The following is a 21361-nucleotide window of genomic DNA, read 5'->3' as shown; positions in this document are numbered from 1 at the left end:
CAGGCAGGGCCTATGTCCAATGGCTCTGGTTAAAGTTCGATTTCCCCGCGTCTCCATTCATTCGGTTCAGCCTAGGATCCTTGATCCTTTTGCTGGGTCTGGGGGCTTTCTTCCAGCTCGGTCAGCCTGTTCTACTGGCACTACTGCAGTAGCATAGTGGCAACATGTACTACTCAACTGACATACGCCAGGACGATTGCCCCTTCTCGCAATACTTGCCGCTGGTGGCTCTGGGCTGAGGGGCCTTTTTTGCGTACAATTGCTCGCCATTAAACGCCCTGCGCGAATACGCTGGGTGTACTGCCCTTTCGTTCCGTCGTCGCCACACTCTGATGAGTGCCGTTAATTCGGTGATGAGAAATAGGATGGGTATTTAAACGCTTTTCATACCGCATCAATATGATGCAAGTGATTGATATGACGAACGTTAACCCAGCAGACGCTGGACGCCGGTTTTCGGTTGCACCCATGATGGACTGGACCACACGCGACTACAGAGCGTTCGCGCGCACCTTAACCACGCGTGCGTTGCTGTATACCGAGATGGTGACAACCGGTGCTATCTTGCATGGCTCGCCGCGTGCGCGCTTTCTGGGCTTTGATGAGGTTGAGCACCCGATTGCGTTGCAGCTTGGCGGCAGCGATGCCGTTGAGCTTGCCGAGTGCGCGGCGATTGCCGAGGCGTGGGGCTATGACGAGGTCAATCTGAACGTCGGCTGCCCGAGCGATCGGGTGCAGAACAATATGATCGGCGCCTGCTTGATGGGCTACCCGGAGAAGGTCGCCGCGGCGGTCAAGGCCATGCAGGCGGGGGTGTCGATCCCGGTGACCGTTAAATGCCGTATCGGCATCGATGACCAGGATGAAGACGCTGACTTGGCACGCTTTATTGATATTGTGGCGGATGCGGGCTGCCAGACGTTTACCGTTCACGCGCGTAAAGCGTGGCTGCAAGGCTTATCACCCAAGGAAAACCGCGATGTCCCCCCGCTTAATTATCCCCGCGTGCATCGCCTGAAGCAGCAGCATCCAGAACTGCGCATCGGCATTAACGGCGGCATTAAAACGCTGGCAGAATGCCAGGCGCAGCTTGAACACGTGGATAGCGTCATGGTGGGCCGTGAAGCCTACCAGAACCCGTGGCTGCTGGCGGGCGTGGACGAGCAGCTGTTCGGCACGCCGGGACCTGCCGCCAGCCGTATGGACGCTGCACGCGCGTTTCGCCCCTATATCCAGAAGCGGTTAGACGAAGGCGCCAAGCTCAACCACATCACGCGCCATTTACTGGGGCTGTTTCAAGGCTGCCCGGGCGGGCGGCGTTTCCGTCGGCATCTGTCGGAACACGCCCATAAAGACGGCGCGGGGTTACGCCTGTTTGACGAAGCGCTGAGTCTGGTACGCGAGCCAGCTAACCCGTCAGTAAGCTACGCATCAGACGCACACACCTCAGACGCAAAACAGCCCGCCACCGCTTAACGATGACGGGCTGTGCTTAGTCCACGGCCGGAGTGATGACTTACTGCCCGCGCACGCCTTGTTCGATGCGCCTGCCAATGTCCGGGTCGACGTTGCGCCAGTATTCGAACGCACGCACCAGGACCGGCTCGGTGACGCCACCGGAAAGGTGGCCCACCACGTTGTTTACCAACCGCTCTCGCTCTGCATCGTCCATTACCTCACGGACCAGCGCGCCCGGTTGGCTCCAGTCATCATCGTCGGGGCGTAGCGTGTAAGCCGCACGAACAAACTGACCATCCGTCGACCAAACGGCATCTTCCGGATAGCGCTGCGAGTCAGGTACCGGGCCGCCTTTGCTGTTCGGCGTATACACCGGATCGGTCGAATGACGAATACGCATGGCGCCACCCTGCGCATAGCTATTAACAGGGCTCTTGGGCGTATTCACCGGTATATGCTTATAGTTTACTCCTAACCGGGCACGGTGCGCGTCGGCGTAGGAGATTGAGCGCGCCAAAAGCATTTTGTCCGGCGAGAGGCCGGTTCCCGGCACCATGTTGTTGGGTTCGAACGCGGCCTGTTCGATCTGGCTGTGAAAATCCGTCGGGTTCTCATTAAGCGTTAGCTTGCCGACCTCAATCATCGGGTAGTCGTCGTGGGGCCACACCTTGGTCAGATCAAAGGGGTTGATGCGGTAGGTTTTGGCGTCGTCGAACGGCATGATTTGCATCTTCAGCGTCCAGGTCGGGTAATCACCCCGTTTGATCGCCTCGAACAGATCACGACGGTGATAGTCCGCATCAGTACCGGCCATTTCATCTGCCTGTTCCTGGGTCATGCATTTGATGCCCTGATCGGTCTTGAAGTGATACTTCACCCAGAAGCGCTCGCCTTGTGCATTGACCCACATGTAAGTATGGCTTGAGTAGCCGTTCATGTGCCGCCAGGTGGCCGGAATGCCCCGGTCGCCCATTAGCCATGTCACCTGGTGAGCGGATTCAGGCGAAAGCGTCCAGAAATCCCACTGCATATCGTGGTCGCGCAAGCCATTGTCAGCACGACGCTTTTGCGAGTGGATAAAGTGCTGAAACTTCATCGGGTCGCGGACAAAGAACACGGGGGTATTGTTACCCACCATGTCAAAGTTGCCCTCTTCGGTGTAAAACTTCACGGCGAAACCGCGTGGATCACGCCACGTATCTGGGCTGCCGCTTTCCCCGGCTACGGTTGAAAAGCGAATCAACACATCGGTTTTGGCGCCTTTCTGCAAGAAGTTGGCTTTGGTGTATTGGCTGACGTCATGGGTTACCTCAAAATGGCCAAACGCGCCGCTACCCTTGGCATGGGGCTGACGGTCGGGAATCATTTCTCGGTTAAACGCCGCCATCTGCTCCATCAAATAGTGGTCGTGCATGACGATTGGGCCATCTTGACCCACCGTGAGCGAATGCTCATCGCTTGCAACCGGGTTGCCTGCTTCGGTCGTTGTATAGTTGGGCTTGTCGCCTGCCATCGTTAGTTCTCCCTTCATTCGAGGTGGCGCGGTCACCACCCAGCCACCGTCTATGCTGCCAATCGTCGGCGGCTGGCTAGTTGGCTGCGTTAGTCACGTCATCAGTTATAGTTAAAGAACGGCCTTCCCGCCATCCGTGGCCGAAGGGCGCTAACTATTACAACGATAGTTTTTGGTTATCAACAACCATTCAGTAAAGCGAATCGGGCGGCGGTGTGAGGCTCGAATGAAAGCTTTCTATCGCCGTTTCAGCTTCTTCTATGGCATCAAAACGGGCAATGTGAAAAAGGGCTTCGCCTTCATTTGCCAATGGCAAACGACTCATGCCGATCACAATGCCATCGGCTATCGCACGAACGTCGTCTTCATCGTTGCCAAACGGGTCTGCGACCTTGCCCAACACTTCGCCTTTTGCCACCCGCGCACCCAGGCGGACTTTAGGCCGCAAAATGCCGTCGATCGGCGCCCGCGCCCAGCTTGAACCATTGGCCACTTCCGCCGGCGCTGGGGAACGTCGGCGTTGCTCACCACTGAGCATGCCCAAGCGACGCATCACTCGCAGCACGCCGCGAACCCCCGGTGCAATCGCCCACTCATCAAAGCGCAGCGCTTCACCGGCCTCATACGTCAGCACGGGAATGCCGCGACTTTGCGCATAATGGCGCAGGCTGCCTTCGCGCAGCTCAGCGTTGAGCACAACCGGCGCACCAAATGCGTCGGCCATACGCTCGGTTTCACTGCCCGGGCTCAGTTGGGCGCGAATTTGCGGCAGGTTAGTGCGGTGAATCGCTCCGGTGTGCAGATCAATAATATGCGTCGCGTGATCAACAATTTCTTCACGGAACAACGCGGCAATACGCCCGCCCAAGGAGCCGGATTCGCTACCTGGGAAGCAGCGATTCAAATCACGCCGGTCGGGTAAATAGCGGGTTTGCTGCAAAAAAGCGAACACATTGACCACTGGCACGGCAATCAACGTTCCTCTCAGGCTGGTAATCGCTTTTGCGCGTAAGACACGGCGCACGATTTCCACGCCGTTGATTTCATCGCCATGAATCCCACCGCACACCAGCATTACCGGGCCGTTCCTTCGTCCGTGAACCACCTCGACGGGAATATGCAGCGGCGTGTGGGTATACAGGCGTGCGACCGGCACGTCGATTTGTAATCGTTTACCGGGCGCAATGGTATGCCCAGCTAATTGAAATGAGGCTCGAGCCATGGTGGTTTGTCTCGCATTACGGGCATTTAAAAACAGCGTTTCTTACACTTCTTTATACCCGCGTCGCACAAAAATAGCAGCCCCCAAAGCTAGTTAGGCACTTCAATGCGTTTCCATACACAAATGAATGTAAAATAATTGCCAAATCAGATAAAATCTGTACACAAATATTGTTACTGAGGTTGTGTTTCCATGGCGAGAAAAACAAAGGCTGAAGCAGCGGCCACGCGCGAGGCGCTACTCGATGCTGCTGAAGATATGTTTATGGAACACGGCGTCGCGCGGACCTCGCTGGAGCAAATCGCTCGCCATGCTGGCATGACACGAGGCGCAGTTTATTGGCACTTTAAAAATAAGGGCGATATTTTTCGCGCTATGCTTGAGCGGGTACGTATGCCGTTTCAGGACTTGGTAGACGAGATTGAAGCTTTGGAACACGATGTTTCATCTTTAGAGGCTATTCGGCTTGCCTGCTTGCAAGGCTTACAGCGCTTTGAGCAGCATCCACGCTCACACCGAGTGCATGCAATTTTGATCCATCGCTGTGAATTTTTCAGCGACATTGATCCTATCGCCATGCAACAGGAAATCGCTGATGAATGCCGCGACTCGCTTTACCAGCATATGCTAATCTCAAAAAAACAACACATGCTCGCCGAAGATCTATCGCCCGAAGTCGCCACCGACATACTGCAGGCAATGCTAGCCGGCCTGTTCCATGAATGGATTAGAGACCCTTCGCGCTTTTCGATCTATGAACGGGGAGTGCTGCTGGTTAACCAACTGATTGGCATGATGCGCCGTTCAGCCGACCCCAGCAGCAAAAGCTAGGCGTTAATGATGAGCTAAAGGCCCAGCAGATCCAGACTTTCCTCTTAGCATACGCAGCCGCGTGCGGGTCTCGAGAAACGACTCTTGTGCGACACTGCGGAAAGCATCCTCTTTAGGCAGATATTTGACCAGCACGCGGTATTCTCCCGCGTTTTCTAAGCTGTCATGCTTGCCCAACAGCCGCACCTCACAAGAGGGGTCATCGATGAGAATGGCACGCCCTGGTTGCCCATCGCTGGCCACTTGGGTCACCTTTACGCACTCGCCTAATAAGCTACGACGGGCATTGTGGCGATGAAACCACGGCCCTACCTGCCGACACAGGCTTTCCGCGATGGGCGAGGCCAGGGCAAAGCTTGCCCACAATAAAACCACCCCGATGGGGATGATAAACAGCCCTACCGACAGCCAGCGCAGTACCAGCAACTCTACTGCTAGGGTAATACTGCCCGCCAGCACAATCAGCCAACTCAAGGCGACAGTGGTTGGCACCCCCACAAACCCTAGCGCGACCAAAGCGCTCGCCAAATGATCATCGCGCAAACTGTCTTTCTCGAACAGCTCGACAGGCGCTAACCGTATCAGGACCAATAGCCAATAAAGCCCAACTAGCGGTAGCAATAAGCTAAACAGGATAAACGGAAAACTAACCAACAGCTGGCGTACGGTATCCATATCGCATCCCTCCTAGGCTTAGGCTCAATATAGTGAGCCTTGTCCTTTCAGCGTAGCCTTACGAACCGTCAATAACATGTAGCAGCGCAGCATAAAAAACGGGCATCACCGCTTGCGATGATGCCCGTCAATTTTCTACTGGAGGGTAGAGGGTTTAGCGCTCGCGATGCTCCAGGGCCGGTTGCTCATTCGCGTGAGATTTACCGCGGAATTTACGCCCCAGCCAGTCGGAAACATGCGCGATCATGGCATAGTAGCTGGGCACGAACAGGCTGCCCAAAATCGCCACGGTGGCCATGCCCACCGCCACCGTGGTGCCGATGTGGTGGCTACTTACATCGCTTGCACCGGTGGCCAGCGCTAGCGGCAAGGTGCCGAGGATAAACGCCAGCGACGTCATCACAATCGGCCTGAAGCGCAGCTCGGCGGCGGTGATTGCCGCTTCGCGAATGCTCTTGCCCTGTTCTTTACGCTGTAGCTCAGCAAACTCCACAATCAGTATGGCATTTTTGGCCGCCAGGCCCACCACCACCAACAGGCCGATTTCCACGTACACACTGGTATCCAGCCCGCGCAGCACAATACCGCCTACGCCGCCCAAGAAGGCAAATGGGGTAGAGGTCAGTACCGCGAGTGGTAAAGACCAACTCTCGTACTGGGCCGCCAGAATCAAGAACACCATCAGGATGCCGAAGACAATCGCAAGCACAGCCGCATTGCCTAGCTCGGCTTCCTGGTAAGCGGTACCTGTCCAGCCCATACCCCAGTCGCGGCCCAGGGTTTCTTCAACGATCTCATCCATGGCTTCGATCGCCTGGGCTGAGCTGTAGCCTTCCGCCGGGCCACCCTGGAACTGCGCCCCTAAGTAAACCCCGAAGCGTGACACCACCGCGGGCTTGGCCTCGCGCTCCAAGGTGACGAACTCTGACAGCGGAATCCGCTCGCCGTCGCCCCCACGCACATAAATGTGATTGGTGTCATCAGGGGTTAAGCGGAAGTCGTCTTCGTTTTGCATATACACCTGGAAGTTACGGTTTTGATAACTGAAATAGTTAACAAAGCCGTTACCGAAGGTGTTAGCAAGCGTCGTCTGCAAATCTTCCAGCGATACGCCATAGCTCAGCGCTTTTTGCTGGTCGATATCGGCGCGGTAGCCGGGCACGTTAACGCTGAAGGTCGAGAAGACCTGCTCAAGCGCCGGGTGCTCGCTGGCTTTTTGGGTTACCTGAAGTGCGGCCTCGTAAAGCTCTTGGGAGCTGGCCCCGCCAAACGATTGCAAGTAGCCGGTAAAGCCGCCGGTGGTCGACAGTCCCTGTATGGGCGGTGCGTTAAACGCCATGGCCGAGCCACCGGGGATTTCAGCGCCAATCTGCATAATCTGCCCGACCAGATCGTTGGCACTAAGATCACGGTCTTCCCAAGACTCAAGGTTAATAAACATGACGCCACGGGCGGTGTTGACCGAGCTCGACAAAATGTCATAGCCCGCAATCGCCGAGGAGTAGCGCACCCCTGGGATTGCCTCGACCCGCTCGCTCAGCGCTGCCATGTACTCTTCGGTGCGGTCCAGCGACGCTGCATCGGGCAACTGCACGCTGGCCAGCACTATGCCCTGGTCCGTTTCCGGCACCAGCGTCGTGGGGTTGCTTTGATACAGCCACGAGGAGCCGGCAATGACCAAGGCCGTTAGCGCCAATGTCAGCACCCAAAAGCGCACCAGCACTTTCACTATGGCCATAAAGCCTGCGGTGATGGCGGCAAATAGCCTGTCAAATAAACGCAGCGGCGTTTGTACCGCGCGCATAAATTTGGACTGGGCGTGCTTTGGCTTATGTTTGATAAAGATGGCGGATAGCGCGGGCGTAAAGGTCAGTGCCATAAGTGCCGAGAACGCCACGGAAATCGCCACCGTCAAGGCAAACTGCTGATATATCTGCCCGGTAAAGCCACCCAAAAATGCCACCGGAATAAACACCGCCGCCATAATCAACGACGTGGCGATAACCGGGCCACCCACCTCTTTCATGGCGCGAATGGTCGCGTCTTTGACGCTAATATCCTCTTCTTCGCTTAGCACCCGTTCAACGTTTTCGACCACCAGTATCGCGTCGTCCACCACTATCCCTATCGACAGCACCAGCGCAAACAGCGTTAGCAGGTTGATTGAGAAGTCGAACATGTAGAAGCCAGCGAACGTCGCCAGTACCGAGACCGGCACCACCGACATGGCAATCACCGTGAACCGCCAGTTCTGCAGGAAGATAAACAGAATCACACCGACGATTAAAAATGCCTCAATAAACACCTTCACCACGGTGCTAACCGATGCATCAATAAACAGCGTGGTGTCGTAAGGCACCACGTATTCAAGCCCAGGCGGGAAACGTTCCCCCAGCTCTTCCATGGTGTCGTTAACCGCGCTTGCCGTTTCCAAGGCGTTGGCACCCGGCTGCTGGTTAATGATGATGGGCGTCATGGAGTCGCCATTCAGCTTCGCATCAACACCATAAGAGGAAGCACCCAGCTCAATGCGGGCAACGTCTTCAAGCCTTAAGGTCGAGCCGTCTGAATTGGTGCGCAGCGCTATGTCACGAAAATCGTCAACGTCGCTCAGGCGGCCGCCTGCGGTAATCGTATAGGTATACGAACGCGGCTCGCTCTGTGGCGTTGCCGCCAAGCTGCCCGCTGGAATTTCAGTGTTTTGCGCTTGAATAGCGCTGGAAACTTCGCTGGGAGTCAAATCGTATTGCGAGAGTTTTTCCGGATCCATCCAGATGCGCATGGCGAACTCACCGCCACCCAGCACTTCGGCTTCGCCGACCCCGGGCACCTGGCGTAGTTCGTCAATAATGTTCAGGGTGGCGTAGTTCTGCATAAAGACGTTGTTGTAGTCGCCTTCGGGCGAGGTCAGCGCCACAAACATCAAAATCGAGCTTGAACGCAGCTCAACGGTAACGCCCTGCTGCTGTACCGCTTCAGGAAGTTGCGACAGCGCACCCTGAACGCGGTTGTTGACGTTGATCGTATTGGTATCGCCTTCGGTACCAATATCAAACGCAACATTAAGTGATACGCTGCCGTTGTCACTGCTGTTTGAGGTCATGTAGAGCATGTCCTCAACGCCGTTAATCGACTCGGCAAGCGGTGCGGCCACCGTCTGCGCGACGGTTTCGGCATCGGCCCCGGGGAACTGCGCCTGAACCGAGACAGTAGGCGGCACCACGCTTGGGTACTGCTCAATGGGCAGCACCCGCATGCTGACGATGCCGATAATGGTCAGGATAATCGCCAGAACTGAGGCAAAAATCGGCCGACTGATGAAGAAGTTTGAGAAATTCATTGCGAGGAGTCTCCTTCCTCTTCGCTTTCTTCACCACCACCGGCACCGCCGCCCTGGGCTTGCTCGGCCTGCTCGGCAGCTTCTTCCTCTTGTTCGGCCTGTTCTTCCTCAACGTTTTCGACGACTTCGTCTGCATCACCGTCAAACGGCTGCGGATCAATGGCAGTGCCTGGCTCAATACCCGCTGGGTCGCCGACCACAACGCGGTCACCCTCTTCCAGGCCATCGCGCAGAATTTGCCAGGGGCCAGCCACTTCGCCCAGGCTAACCGTGCGTGAGCGAGCACGGTCATCTTCATCCAGTACAAACACCTGCGGGCCCATTAAGCCTTGGGTGACGGCAATTTCAGGCACCGCGTAAACGTCATAGCGCTTCAAGCCATCAATTCTGACGCGCACAAACTGGCCTGGCAGAATATCGCCGTCGGGGTTGTCGAAGGTGGCACTGGCCTGAACGGTGCTGGTGCTGTCGCTAACGCGCGAGCCTAGGTATTCCAAGCGCCCTTCAAGGCTGCTGTCTTGCTCGCCGCCGCGCCCTGGCAGAGTTAGGCTGGCACCAATATCTTCCACCGACTCGCCTTCACGCAGTTGACGACGCAGCTCAAAAGCGTCGTTTTGCGGCATTTGAAAACGCACTTCCAGCGGGTCTAGCGGCGTAATGGTGGCGAGCTCGGTTCCTGATTCAACGAAATTACCCACGTTGACTTCACTTAAGCTGATCATGCCGCCGACCGGGGCGGTGACCTCGGCGTAGTCCAGGTCTATCTGCGCGCTTTCCAGCGACGCTGACGCCTGGGCAACGCTGGCTTGCGCGACGCCAAGGTCGGCGCGGGCCTGGTCATATTCCTGGCGGCTTACTGAGTTTTGGCTTAGCAGCCGCTCAAAGCGTTCAGCATCACGCTGGGCTCGGGAAAGCTCAGCTTGGGCGCTCTGTAAATCGGCTTCACGCTGGTTAACGGTAGCTCGGTAGACGTCGGGCTCAATGGAGTAAAGGCGCTCACCTTCTTCAACAAACCCGCCCGGCTCAAAGTGACGCTCTTCTAAATAGCCACTCACGCGAGTTACCAAGGTGACTTCTTCGTCGCTGCGCAGTAGTGATGAGTAGGTTTTATCCAGGGGGAGATCTTGCCTTTCCGCTTCCATGACCTCAACGGGGCGTGGTGGGGCTTCTTGCTGTTCGCTGCTTTGCTGCTCCGCTTGCTCTTCTTGGCCGCAGGCCACCAGCAACGCGCTAACACCCGCCACCAAGAGCGCGCTGCGAGCGCCATAAAACATCTTTTTCATTACTTTCTTCCCTTGAGGCGCCTATAAACCGACACAGACTACAACCATACATGTATGAATGTAAAATATTTGACAGCCACTGGCGCCGCTAACAAGTATCTTTATTGCTCAAGTTCTGGACGCTCACCAATGTTGGTAACGCTGCTTGAGTCACTATCCTCTGGCAACGTAAAGGTGATCTCATCGCCTTGTAGCCACGCGTTGATGTCTTCTACGGCCTCAACGTCCAAACGGCCGGACTGCTGGCGCAGCGACAGCAGATTAACCACGTAGTCGTAGCGCGCCTGGGCATAGTCGGAGATCGCGTTGTACAGGTTTTGCTCGGCGTTCAATACATCGACAATATTACGGGTGCCTACTTCGTAGCCAGCTCGTGTAGCATCCAACGCGCTTTGGTTGGAAACGATCGCTTGCTCGCGAGCATCTACCGTAGAGACATCGTTGCTCACCTGGGTGTAAAGCGAGCGCACCTGCTGAACGGTGTCACGGCGCTGAGCCTCAAAGTCGAACTGGCTGGCTTCCAACTGATAAGTACTTTGGCGAATGCTGGCTTGGGTGCTGCCACCTGTATACAGCGGCCAACTGGCGCTTAGCCCCACCTGGCTAGACGTGTCGTGCCCTTCGATACCATCGATATCGTTATCGGCGTACTGATAGTTCGCGAAGGCTTCCAAGGTAGGCAAGCGCTGGGCTTCTGCCACGCCGACACCGCTGCGGGAAACTTCAACGCCCGCCTGTTCGGCGAGCACCAGCGGGTTGTTCTCCACGGCCAGATCCACCCATTGGTCGCGATCACTGGGGCTGGGCTGTTCAATGGGGTAGTCGTCACTCAGCGCTTCAATGTTGGCATAACGCTGGCCGGTCAAACGCTCAAGCGCCTCAAAGCTCACCTGCAAGTCACTCTGCGCGGCGATCCGTTCAGCACGCGACTGATCGAAACTCGCCTGAGCCTCTTCCACTTCGGTAATTGCGATCAGACCGACCTCAAACTGCTCTTCGGCTTGCTCCAACTGACGGCCAATGGCGCGTTCCTGAGCTAGGCGCGCATCGAGAATGTCGTTGGCGCGCAAAATATCAAAGTACGCCGTTGCCACATCGATCAGCACTTGCTGCTCGGTGGACGCCAGCACGTAGACCTGCTGGTCGATCTGCCGCTCGGCTTGCGTTACTTCACGGCTGTTGCGCGCGTCAAACAGCGCCTGCGAGGCTTCGAGCGTCAGGCTGACGCTATTGAAAGGATCGTCATTGCCGGCGGTGTTGCCTGTGCCATCCCCCGCCTGTCCGGCCTGGGCGCCGCTTTGGCTTTCATACTGGCGGTTGTGCGCCACGTTGCCCGAAGCATTCACCTGGGGCAGCAGGTCGCCACGGGCGACGTCCCGCCCCGCTTCGACGCTTTGGCTTTCCGAACGCACCGAACTCAATTCGGCATTGTTTTCCAGCGCATCGCGGGTGATGGTGATCAGGTCCGCCGACCATGCGGGAACCGACCATATCGATAGCAGCAGCGCAGGGAGCAGCATACGCTGCGTGGCAAGAGGACGAGAGGCCTTAAAAGCCAACGTGGAAGGGAGTCGCAGCATAGCGTTTTTCCTCAATAATATCGATCTGGGTGCTTACATACATTGTCGCATGTTTTTTTAGCGATACCAGACCCTGGTCAGATTTTCGGCTTATTTTTCACTTTTCTTTGCACCCAGACTGCACTGTTGTGTCACCGTGCATATCCGCCTCACTCAGCTATGCTGTACGTCAACATGCTGCACAGCAATATACAAATCACTGAGGAGCACCATGGATCGCATCGAATATATCAGCGTACGTCAACTCGAGATCGCCGTTCGCATCTGGCATCCCGATGCTCCAAACACCGTGATTGCTTGGCACGGACTCGCCCGACACGGCGGCGATTTTGCGTCCCTAGCCCGCCAATTAGGCCCCAAGTGGCGAGTCATCGCCCCCGATACACCTGGGCGCGGCCTTTCCAGCTGGTCTTTGTATCCTGCCAATGATTACTTATATAGCCACTATATGACGATCGCATTGGCGTTACTCGATCACTTTAATATTGATCGTGCTGCCTGGATCGGCACGTCGATGGGCGGCTTGCTGGGTATGCTGCTGGCCGCTAATGACGCCACCGCAAAGCGAATTCGCTGCCTGGTACTTAACGATGTTGGCCCTGAACTGGATAACCAAGCGCTGACCGAAATGGCCACCTACTTTAGCGTGATCAAACGTTTCTCTACGCTTAGCGAGCTGCAACAGGCCCTTGAACAACATTACCAGGGGTTTGGCGAACTGAGCCGCCGAGAATGGCAGCAAATGGCGCTCAGTAGCGCTAGGCGACTGCCCGACGGTAGTTGGAGCTTCCATTACGATCCCCGCATAGGCGAGCAGTTTTTACACGATACACCACGCGACACCTGGAGCGATTGGCAGCGTATCCGTTGCCCGCTAATGGTCATTCGCGGTGAACATTCGACATTATTGCGCGCTGAAAGCGTGACGCAAATGCAGCGTGACCAACCAAGCCTTGAAACACTTGAGGCAGCGGGTTGTGGCCATGCCCCCATGCTCAACAATGCACAACAGGTAGCGCCGCTCATGCGCTTTTTGATTCGTAATGGCGGCGTTAGCGAATCTCTAACCGCAAGCCCAAAGCAGCGGCTCAGCCAGTGGTGGCAACGCTTCGTTCATCAACGCGATTAAAAATGATAGTTAATCAGCGCGCCACCCATCACTTGGGTTTCATCGCCCACGTCATCCACAATCGGGCTATCGGCGGCATCGCCGGTTAAACGGGAGACGCCCAGCAGCCCTGTCACCGACCAATCACGACTTAGGTAGTAGCTTAAGCTGCTGGTCAGTCCATAACTGAAATAGCCATCGTTAGGGCGGTAGACGGCAAGCCCTGAACGAGCGCTTTCAGCCGGCGAAATACCGAACATATCATCGGTCCAGTCGTCGCTTGAGTAGGTTAGTTCAGGACCAATTGTGAAGGCCATTTGCTCAGATAGCATGGTGCGCCAGCTTGCCTTCAAGTCGGCTGCATAGCCATCCACATCACCGCCTAGCGGGGTTTTGGTAGCTGCTTCTAGTCCCCAGGGGCCGTTTGAATAGCGAGCGCGTAAACCTACAGCCGCGCCGTCATCCACCTCGTCTAGCCCACGTAGCTCACCGTCATTATCCCGCCCGGAGAGATAACTGATAAATGGCGAAACCTCCCAATCTCCCTGGCGTAACAGGTTAAAGCCAATACCGTCGCGCACGCTGGCATAGAAGGTATCGCCATAGGTGATGCTGCCGCTCGGCCAGACACGGGTTTCATTTTCATCGCTACCCAGGTACTCAGGTACGCTAAACACCCCGGCGCCCACGCTGCCTTCCCACTGCGCCATGGCACTGCCAGATGCAATCATCAGCAGCGTGGATAACGCTGCCGTGCGCCACACAGGGCGGAACCTACTTAATGCTGAATTTGGCATAGCAAATAATCTCGATGTAGTGAAACTCAATGTTGTGGTGAACAGAGGAAGCAATGCCTTTACCAACCGCAGGCCGTCTTCCTTGACGCGAGCGTTCAACGACGAAGCCGCAACTAGCGCTGCCAGTTACGCCTGGATCGCTTGTTATTATGGCGCAAAAAAATGCACCATAACATACATTTATGAATGTAAATTAGCACTAGGTCGCTATCCCGTCAATTTTCCTTCCGCCACATGGTCAACGCTATTAACCAGGGTAATCAACGCCTGACCGGTAAAAGGCCAACTTCCCAAAATAATGCACTCAGATCGCCACCCACCATCCTAAATAAATTGTGCTAAAGAAGTGCAACAGCGCCATTGGTATTGGAAATTAGCCATGTCGAATGCATTGACGATACGCCTTATATCCTGGCCGCGTATGTATGCCTTCAATAAGTGCATGGCGACTAATCAAACGCCTTTTAATGGTGCAATTTTCATCGAGTCATCTTGCGCCAGCTTTTCCTCAGGCTAATTCTCCCAACCGTTGGTCCCACGCCAAAAAAATATAAATTGATGATATAAATCGATTTTAAGGTTTTGGCAGGCAACCAGTTAATAACTTGGCATACCAAATGCAGTTGTCAGTGCACGAACAAAGTGCCTGCGATATCCAGATTTGGCCAAAGGATTAGCACTGGACGCTTAAGCGCAGCGTTAATTAACCCAAATGACACAGGATAACTAATTTATGTCGTATCTAATGCCCAGTGAGTTTGTCACTAAGTTGGTAGATCAGGGTGAATCAAAAGTTTATATGGGTACCCGGGATACGCTTATTCGTGCCTTTATGGCGGGAGCTACCCTGGCGTTGGCAGTTATTTTTGCCATCACCATCGCGACACAAACCGGAAACTTTTTGATTGGAGCACTGCTCTTTCCCGTTGGTTTTGTGATGCTCTACCTGATGGGCTATGACCTGCTCACTGGGGTTTTCACATTGGTGCCCATTGCCTGGCTCGATAAACGACCGGGCGTCACCCTGCCCCGTATGTTGAAGTGCTGGGGGCTGGTGGGAATCGGCAACCTTGCCGGTGCCCTGTTCATTGCCATCTTTGGCTACATGAACTTCACCATGGGCGGCACCGAAGAAATCAACGAGGTGGGCCTCACCATGATGGAGGTCGGTGAAAGCCGTACCGTGGGCTACCAGGATGCGGGGCTTGCCGGCTGGATTGTGCTCTTCCTGCGCGGCATGTTCTGTAACTGGATGGTGTCCATGGGCGTTGTAGGTGCAGCCATCTCCACCACGGTATCCGGCAAAATCATGGCCATGTGGATGCCGATCATCGTGTTTTTCTATCTTGGCTTCGAGCATTCCGTGGTCAACATGTTCCTGTTCCCCATTGGCCTGCTAATGGGCGCTGACTTCACGCTGTATCAGTACATCATGTGGAACGAAATCCCCACGGTGCTGGGCAATCTGGTGGGCGGCCTCACACTAGTTGGCCTTGTGCTCTATACCACCCACGTCCGCACCCAGCCCAAGAAAAATTTATCTTGATCGCCATCCAGCCAACAACGGGGCGCTACGCGTCCCCCTCTTCACAGGAGACCTATCATGGATAAACTTGAAATGCGCCACACTCTGCTTGCTGCCAAAGCACGCAAGAAAATGAGCTGGGACGATATTGCCAGTGCTGTGGGGATGTCGCCGGTATGGGTAGCGTCGGCTTGCTATGGCATGAACAGTGCAAGCCCCGATGTTGCCCAAAAGATCTGCAACACTCTGGACGTTGAAAGCGATGTCGCCGATGCCCTGGTGACATTTCCCACCAAGGCGTGGGATGAAGCGATTCCCCAGGATCCCTTCATTTATCGTCTCTATGAGGTCGTCGGCGTGTACGGCGAGACACTCAAGGATGTGGTGCAGGAGCAGTTTGGCGACGGCATCATGAGCGCCATCGATTTCACCATGGAGGTCGATAAGGTAAAAGACCCCAAAGGCGACCGCGTCCTGCTTACCCTCAACGGCAAGTTCTTGCCTTACAAATCCTGGTAAGCCTCAAGCGTAGCAACGCTGCGCTCCACCCCGCTGCGGTAGCTGGCCCCAAAGAGCAGCAGATGGTTAAGCAGCGGGTAAAGCTGGAATAGTGCTTCACGCCTCGGCCAATCGGTCGGGGCGTCGCCGTTCCAGTAAGCGTTATAAAAGTGGTCATCCAGCGAGCCAAAGAGCGTTAACATGGCAATATCGACTTCCGGGTAGTGTCGGTATATCGCCGGGTCGATGATCGCGGGGCCACGCGACGTGAACAGCACATTGCCTGACCAAAGGTCACCGTGTACCAAGCTCGCTGGCCTATCGGGCAGCCAGTCTTCCAGCGCATGTGCCTGGCGAACGATGCGATCAAACAGCTTTTTGTCGAGCAAACCGCGCTGATAGCAGGCATCGCTGAGCGGCAATAGCCGCCGTTCGCGCTGAAATGCCCGCCCATCGTTCAACGGCGCATTGGGTTGAGGAGTACGGCCGCAGGCATTATCCCAGTGCCAGCCATGCTGCTCTCCAACGTTTGAATGGAGCTCTTTCAGGCCCTCACCCAGCGCGGCATTATCACGTTTGCCAGACGTTTCAAGGGCCTCCATGATCAGCCAGCCCTCGGAAAGGCCTAGCACCTGGGGGACAATCAATACGGAGCACGCCCCGCTTAATGCGCGCAACGCCTCAGCTTCGCCACGCAGTCGATCGACGTCGTCATGCTTGACGACGACACGGCCCTGTTGGGTATCAAGCTGATAGACAACGGCAATATCACCGCCGCTAAGCGGTGTTAATGCGCCCTTGGGTGTAAGGTCGAGTGTTTCCAGTAACGCGCCTAGGTCTGAGTCCATTACATGCTCCCGTGCGCTGAATGCCAGTCCATTGTGACTGGCAACAGGGGGCGACGTCGACTCACCCCAGCCGCTGATTGATCAGCGTTTCCAGCTCAAGCTGGTCGTCGTGGAAGCGACGAATACCTTCCGCCAGCTTGTCGTTGGCCATGGCATCCTGGTTGTGCCCCCACCGGAAATCCGCTTCATTCAGGGCGGGGAATGGCTGACCACTGCCGGTAGGCGCGGCAATCTGAGGCGTTACCTGACCCTCTGCAGAAGCCAACTCCTCAAGCAGCGCCGGGGAAATGGTCAAACGGGGGCAGCCCGCCAGCGCCAGCACCTGGCCGGTAGTACGGAAACTAGCCCCCATCACTACAGTATCGTAGCCGCCCTGGCTGGCACGTTCACACACACCGCGTACAAACAAAACGCCTGGATCGTCTTGCGGCGCATACTCCTTGCCGGTGGCGTTTTTATACCAATCCGTTACGCGACCCACAAACGGCGAAATTAGAAACACGCCCGCATCAAAGCAGGCCTGGGCCTGGGCGTCGCTGAACAGCAGCGTCAGGTTGCACTGAATGCCTTCGCGCTCAAGCACCTCGGCGGCGCGAATACCCTCCCAGGTGGACGCCAGTTTGATCAGCACGCGGTCGCGGCCAACGCCCCGGGCTTGATAAAGCTCGATGAGCTCGTGGGCCTTGGCGATGCTTGCCTGGGTATCGAACGACAGCCGGGCAGCCACTTCGGTGGACACGCGCCCAGGCACCACGGCGGCGATTTCGCTGCCTACCGCCACCGCCAACCGGTCCACGGCGTGGGGCAGCTGCTGCTCGCGCCCGCCGCCTGCGGCTTTCACCTGGCTCAGTTCTTCGTCGATCATCGCCTGATAGCCCGGCAGACTGAACGCCTTGAGCAGTAGCGACGGATTAGTGGTGGCGTCCTGCGGCTGGTAGCGGCGAATCGCTTCCAGGTCACCGGTATCGGCCACCACCAGTGAGTGTTGTTTTAACTGCTGTAATTGATCAGCCATATCTAAATCTCCTTGTTGACCGCGTACCTGTCTGTTAATCAGTGTGGCCGTGGCGCTGTTGAAGCGCACTGCAATAACGCGCATACGCCGTCTGGTAAGCTGCCACCCGCGCTGGGTCTGGGTCCGCCTGGGAGTGGGCATCCAAGGTTACCAGCCGTTCACATAGCGCTTCCAGGGTAACGCCTGACGCGCGCTGGTCGCACCACGCTGCCTGGAGGGCCCCGCCCAGCGCGGCGGCATCGGTAATTTCGGGGCAGATCACCTGGGTATCGGTTATATCCGCCACCATCTGGCGCCACACCGCGCTCTTGGCGCCGCCGCCAATCAGGCGAATCTGGCTGGCGCCGGCGGTCAGATCCCCGAGCAGCTCAAGGCCATAGCGCAGCCCGAATGTCGCCCCTTCCATCACCGCCCGGCATAGATTGGCCTGGGTGGTATTGAGGCTGGTCAGGCCGAGGAAATCCGCCGAGGCTTCCGGCAGCATGGGTACCCGCTCGCCGTTGAAAAACGGCAGCACGGTCACGCCTTCCGCGCCGATGGGCGCACTCGCCACGCGCTGGCCAAAGGCGTCTAGATCCAGACCAAACAGCTCGCGCACCCGGGTAGTCGCCGAGGTGACGTTCATGGTGCAGATCAACGGCAGCCACCCGCCGGTGCTCGAGCAGAAATTGGCGACCATGGCATTGTCGAGGACCACCGGCGCAGGCGAATACGCACACACCGTGCCCGATGTCCCCAAGCTTAACGTAATCAGCCCCGGGGTAATATTGCCGGTGCCAATCGCCCCCAGCATATTGTCCCCGCCGCCGGAGGACACCACGACGTTATCAGATAACCCCAGTTCAGCAGCCACAGCGCTTTGCACCACGCCGGCGGGCTCATGGGCCTCGAGCAGTCGCGGCAGCACACGCTTCGGGTCCAGCTCGGGGGCGATTTCGGCGAACACATCCAGCCGCCAACGGCGCCTCAGGGTGTCGAAGTAGCCGGTGCCGGACGCATCGCCTGCCTCGGTCACGCGGTTGCCGGTCAGCCAGAAATTGAGGTAATCGTGAGGCAGCAACAGGCTGTCAATACGCGCGTAGGCATCGGGGTGGTGATCGCGCAGCCATGCCACCTTGGAGGCGGTATAGCCGGTCTGCAGCACCAGGCCGAGCTTCTCCAGGCAGCCGGCTTCACCGCCCAGGCGGGCGACAAGATCGCTATTGTGAGCGCTGGTTTCGGTATCGCACCATAGCTTGGCCGGATACACCGGCACACCGTCAGCGTCCAGCGCCACCATGCCGTGCTGCTGGCCAGAAACCCCGATACCGCGCACCTGCCCGGCGTCGACACCCGCGCGCTCCAGGGCTTCAAAGAAGGCGCCCTTCAGGGCGGACAACCATTCGCTTGGGGCCTGCTCGCGGCGGCCGTGCTCGCCTTCGTCGAGATGGTGAGGACGGCTAGCCTCGCCGCGGATCAGGCCTTGCTCTACATCTACCACCACCACTTTGGTACTTTGCGTGCCACAATCGACGCCGATATACATCACTTAATTCCTTTGGACGAGACCAGATCCTCAAGCGTAGCGCGTGCGCCGCGATCGTGCAGCGATGCAAGCGCCGCCAGATAGGCCGCCAGGAAGCGCGGCTGGTCGGCCAGATCGCCGAACAGCTCGCGATTTTCGACGAACGCCGTAGGCCGAGTGCGGTTCTGGGCGGCAATCTCCATCAGCGAGGTTTTCAGGCGATCGACGATGTCGATGGGCTCACCCTGCTCGTCCCGGCCTTCGGCGTAGCGGGCCCAGCTGGCCACCACCGCGGCGCTGCGGCGGATTTCGCCGCCCTGCGCCAACTGCTGACGAATCACCGGCACCAGCCACTTGGGGATCCGGTCGGAGCTTTCCGCGCACAGCCGGGCCAGGGTGTCCTTGATCTGCGGATTGGCAAACCGCTCAATCAGCGTCATCCGGTAGTCCTCAAGATCAACGCCGGGTACCGGCGAAAGCGTAGGCGAGCCCTCTTCGCGCATGTAGCCGAGCAAGAAATCCACGAACAGCGGGTCCTGACACACCTCATGAGCGTAACGGTAACCGGCCAGATAGCCAAAGTAGGTGAGCGCCTGGTGGCTGGCGTTGAGCAGCCGCAGCTTCATGAGCTCGTAGGGTTCAACGTCATCCACGATTTGAACGCCCACTTTATCAAACGCCGGGCGACCAAGCGGGAAGTGGTCTTCCAGCACCCACTGCGTAAACGGCTCGCATACCACCGGCCAGGCGTCATCGATACCGAAATGCGCCGCCAGTTCGCTGATATCCGTCTCAGACGTGACTGGGGTAATGCGATCCACCATGGCATTGGGGAACGCCACTTCGTCGGCCAGCCAGGCGCCCAGCGCCGGATCACGGGCCTGGGCATAGGCACTGAACATCCGCTTGGCCACATCGCCGTTGCTTTGTATGTTGTCGCAGGACATCACCGTGAAAGGCGCGATACCGCGCTCCCGACGACGAACCAATGCTTCTACCACCAAGCCAAAGCTGGACGAGGGCTGGGTAGGATTCGCCAAATCGTCGCGTATTTGAGGATTATCCAGGTCAAATTCGCCGGTCACTGGATGGAAATTGTAGCCGCCTTCGGTAACCGTCAACGACACGATACGAATCGCCGGGTCGGCCATTTGCTCGATCACCGCCTCGGTAGCCTCCGGCGCAAACAGGTAGTCGACCATGCTGCCAATCACCCGCGGCTCATACTGGCCGTCAGGGTGTTTGACGACCAGCGTGTAAAGATGATCCTGCGCGGCCAACGCCTGCTGCATGCGCTTGTCGCCGGGCATGACGCCGACCCCGACGATGCCCCAGTCCAGCGCTTCGCCCTGGTTCATCAGGCCGTCCAGGTACATGGCCTGGTGGGCACGGTGAAAGCCGCCGACACCAATATGCACGATGCCGGGGGTGACGGCGCTGCGGTCATAGTCGGGGGTGGCAATGGGGGAGCCTAGTGTGCCCACATTGTGATTATTGAGTTGGGTCATTATCGCTCTCCAGGTTAGTCCTAGGGTATGACGGGCTAACGCCAATACTGATCCGGTGAAAAACTGCACGTTTTCACCAGTTGGGCGTTGAGCATGTCTTTTTGATGGGTGCGCTCCAGGGCCCCAGCGCGGTCTTGGCCCATGGCCAACCAGCGGGCCACCAAGCGTTGGACGAGGACGTCGTCTTCAACGTCGAGCATCAGCGTCCAATCAAACAAGGGCCGCAGGTCACGCCACCCGGGGCGGTCGAGCAACAAGTAGTTGCCCTCGACAATCACGATGCGCTGCTCGGTGGTGATCAGCCGTCCACCGGCCCGCGCCAGGTCCAGCGGACGGTCGAAGACCGGCACCGCAACCGGCCTGTCGGCGCAGCGGATGCGCTCCAGATCCACGCGCAGGCCATCCACGTCGAAGGTATGCGGCGCGCCCTTGAGCGGCAGCTGCGACTCGCCGATCACGGCGTTATCGAAGTGGTAACCGTCCATCGGCACCACCCCGGCCTGCCCCGGCGCCTGGCGATTGATTGCCGCGCAAAGCTGCTCGCTGCGATAGGACTTGCCCGCCCCCGGCGGGCCTGCCAGCGCCACCATGTAGCGCGGCAGGTCGGTGGCCGCCTGAATAATCTGGCGGCTCAGGGTGTCAAGATCAGTCGTCAT

Annotated in this window: 17 protein-coding genes; 5 read left to right on the top strand and 12 right to left on the bottom strand. The window is 57.2% G+C overall.

All coding sequences use genetic code 11. The features are described 5' to 3' along the window. Positions 1-417 precede the first annotated feature (417 nt). Entirely contained in the window at positions 418-1476 is a 1059-nt protein-coding gene (dusA, locus tag GA0071314_RS05810) for a tRNA dihydrouridine(20/20a) synthase DusA (protein WP_074398445.1), read from the top strand. Between the two features lie 40 nt (positions 1477-1516). Here the strand turns inward: dusA and GA0071314_RS05805 are convergent, their stop codons facing one another. Then, complete coding sequence (locus tag GA0071314_RS05805) at positions 1517-2971, bottom strand: catalase (protein ID WP_074395773.1); 1455 nt, start codon at positions 2969-2971, stop codon at positions 1517-1519. 190 nt (positions 2972-3161) lie between these two features. Further along, a complete protein-coding gene (locus GA0071314_RS05800; RefSeq protein WP_074395772.1) occupies positions 3162-4193 on the bottom strand; it encodes a succinylglutamate desuccinylase/aspartoacylase family protein in 1032 nt (343 codons plus the stop codon). A gap of 192 nt (positions 4194-4385) precedes the next feature. On the opposite strand from GA0071314_RS05800, the gene GA0071314_RS05795 reads away from it, so the two are divergent. After that, positions 4386-5024 carry a TetR family transcriptional regulator gene (locus tag GA0071314_RS05795; protein ID WP_074395771.1) on the top strand — a complete coding sequence of 213 codons (639 nt, stop codon included), beginning with the start codon at positions 4386-4388 and terminating at the stop codon, positions 5022-5024. A 3-nt stretch (positions 5025-5027) separates the two neighbouring features. Here the strand turns inward: GA0071314_RS05795 and GA0071314_RS05790 are convergent, their stop codons facing one another. The 4 genes from GA0071314_RS05790 to GA0071314_RS05775 all read right to left on the bottom strand — a co-directional run bounded on the left by GA0071314_RS05790 (position 5028) and on the right by GA0071314_RS05775 (position 11902). Beyond that, on the bottom strand, positions 5028-5699 hold the full coding sequence (locus GA0071314_RS05790; protein WP_074395770.1) for a hypothetical protein: 672 nt from the start codon (positions 5697-5699) through the stop codon (positions 5028-5030). A 154-nt stretch (positions 5700-5853) separates the two neighbouring features. Next, positions 5854-9039, bottom strand: a complete 3186-nt coding sequence (locus GA0071314_RS05785) for an efflux RND transporter permease subunit (RefSeq protein WP_074395769.1) — start codon at positions 9037-9039, stop codon at positions 5854-5856. Then, positions 9036-10322: an efflux RND transporter periplasmic adaptor subunit gene (locus GA0071314_RS05780; protein ID WP_074395768.1), complete on the bottom strand. Its 1287-nt coding sequence runs from the start codon at positions 10320-10322 to the stop codon at positions 9036-9038. The genes GA0071314_RS05785 and GA0071314_RS05780 overlap by 4 nt, the downstream gene beginning before the upstream one ends. A 101-nt stretch (positions 10323-10423) precedes the next feature. Then, positions 10424-11902, bottom strand: coding sequence for a TolC family outer membrane protein (locus tag GA0071314_RS05775; RefSeq protein WP_074395767.1), 1479 nt, complete (start codon positions 11900-11902; stop codon positions 10424-10426). A gap of 211 nt (positions 11903-12113) precedes the next feature. On the opposite strand from GA0071314_RS05775, the gene GA0071314_RS05770 reads away from it, so the two are divergent. Then, positions 12114-13031, top strand: coding sequence for an alpha/beta fold hydrolase (locus tag GA0071314_RS05770; RefSeq protein ID WP_074395766.1), 918 nt, complete (start codon positions 12114-12116; stop codon positions 13029-13031). Here GA0071314_RS05770 and GA0071314_RS05765 read toward each other — a convergent pair. Next, entirely contained in the window at positions 13028-13774 is a 747-nt protein-coding gene (locus GA0071314_RS05765; protein ID WP_231896517.1) for a MipA/OmpV family protein, read from the bottom strand. The genes GA0071314_RS05770 and GA0071314_RS05765 overlap by 4 nt on opposite strands. Before the next feature lie 766 nt (positions 13775-14540). On the opposite strand from GA0071314_RS05765, the gene GA0071314_RS05760 reads away from it, so the two are divergent. Together GA0071314_RS05760 and cynS are read left to right on the top strand one after the other, a co-directional pair. Beyond that, a complete protein-coding gene (locus GA0071314_RS05760) occupies positions 14541-15353 on the top strand; it encodes a formate/nitrite transporter family protein (RefSeq protein ID WP_074395764.1) in 813 nt (270 codons plus the stop codon). Between the two features lie 57 nt (positions 15354-15410). After that, positions 15411-15851, top strand: a complete 441-nt coding sequence (cynS, locus tag GA0071314_RS05755) for a cyanase (protein ID WP_074395763.1) — start codon at positions 15411-15413, stop codon at positions 15849-15851. Here the strand turns inward: cynS and GA0071314_RS05750 are convergent. The 5 genes from GA0071314_RS05750 to GA0071314_RS05730 form a co-directional block, all read right to left on the bottom strand. Then, positions 15836-16678 carry a fructosamine kinase family protein gene (locus GA0071314_RS05750; RefSeq protein ID WP_074395762.1) on the bottom strand — a complete coding sequence of 281 codons (843 nt, stop codon included), beginning with the start codon at positions 16676-16678 and terminating at the stop codon, positions 15836-15838. The genes cynS and GA0071314_RS05750 overlap by 16 nt on opposite strands. A gap of 61 nt (positions 16679-16739) precedes the next feature. After that, positions 16740-17693 carry a transaldolase gene (gene tal, locus GA0071314_RS05745; protein WP_074395761.1) on the bottom strand — a complete coding sequence of 318 codons (954 nt, stop codon included), beginning with the start codon at positions 17691-17693 and terminating at the stop codon, positions 16740-16742. Positions 17694-17727: 34 nt separating this feature from the next. Next, positions 17728-19218: a xylulokinase gene (xylB, locus tag GA0071314_RS05740; RefSeq protein ID WP_074395760.1), complete on the bottom strand. Its 1491-nt coding sequence runs from the start codon at positions 19216-19218 to the stop codon at positions 17728-17730. Beyond that, a complete protein-coding gene (locus GA0071314_RS05735; RefSeq protein WP_074395759.1) occupies positions 19218-20705 on the bottom strand; it encodes a mannitol dehydrogenase family protein in 1488 nt (495 codons plus the stop codon). Before GA0071314_RS05735 ends, xylB begins: the two co-directional genes overlap by 1 nt. Before the next feature lie 35 nt (positions 20706-20740). Beyond that, complete coding sequence (locus GA0071314_RS05730) at positions 20741-21361, bottom strand: nucleoside/nucleotide kinase family protein (protein ID WP_074395758.1); 621 nt, start codon at positions 21359-21361, stop codon at positions 20741-20743.

The sequence above is a fragment of the Halomonas sp. HL-93 genome, from assembly GCF_900086985.1.
GTDB lineage: Bacteria > Pseudomonadota > Gammaproteobacteria > Pseudomonadales > Halomonadaceae > Vreelandella.
This window is presented reverse-complemented; position numbering and strand designations above follow the sequence as displayed.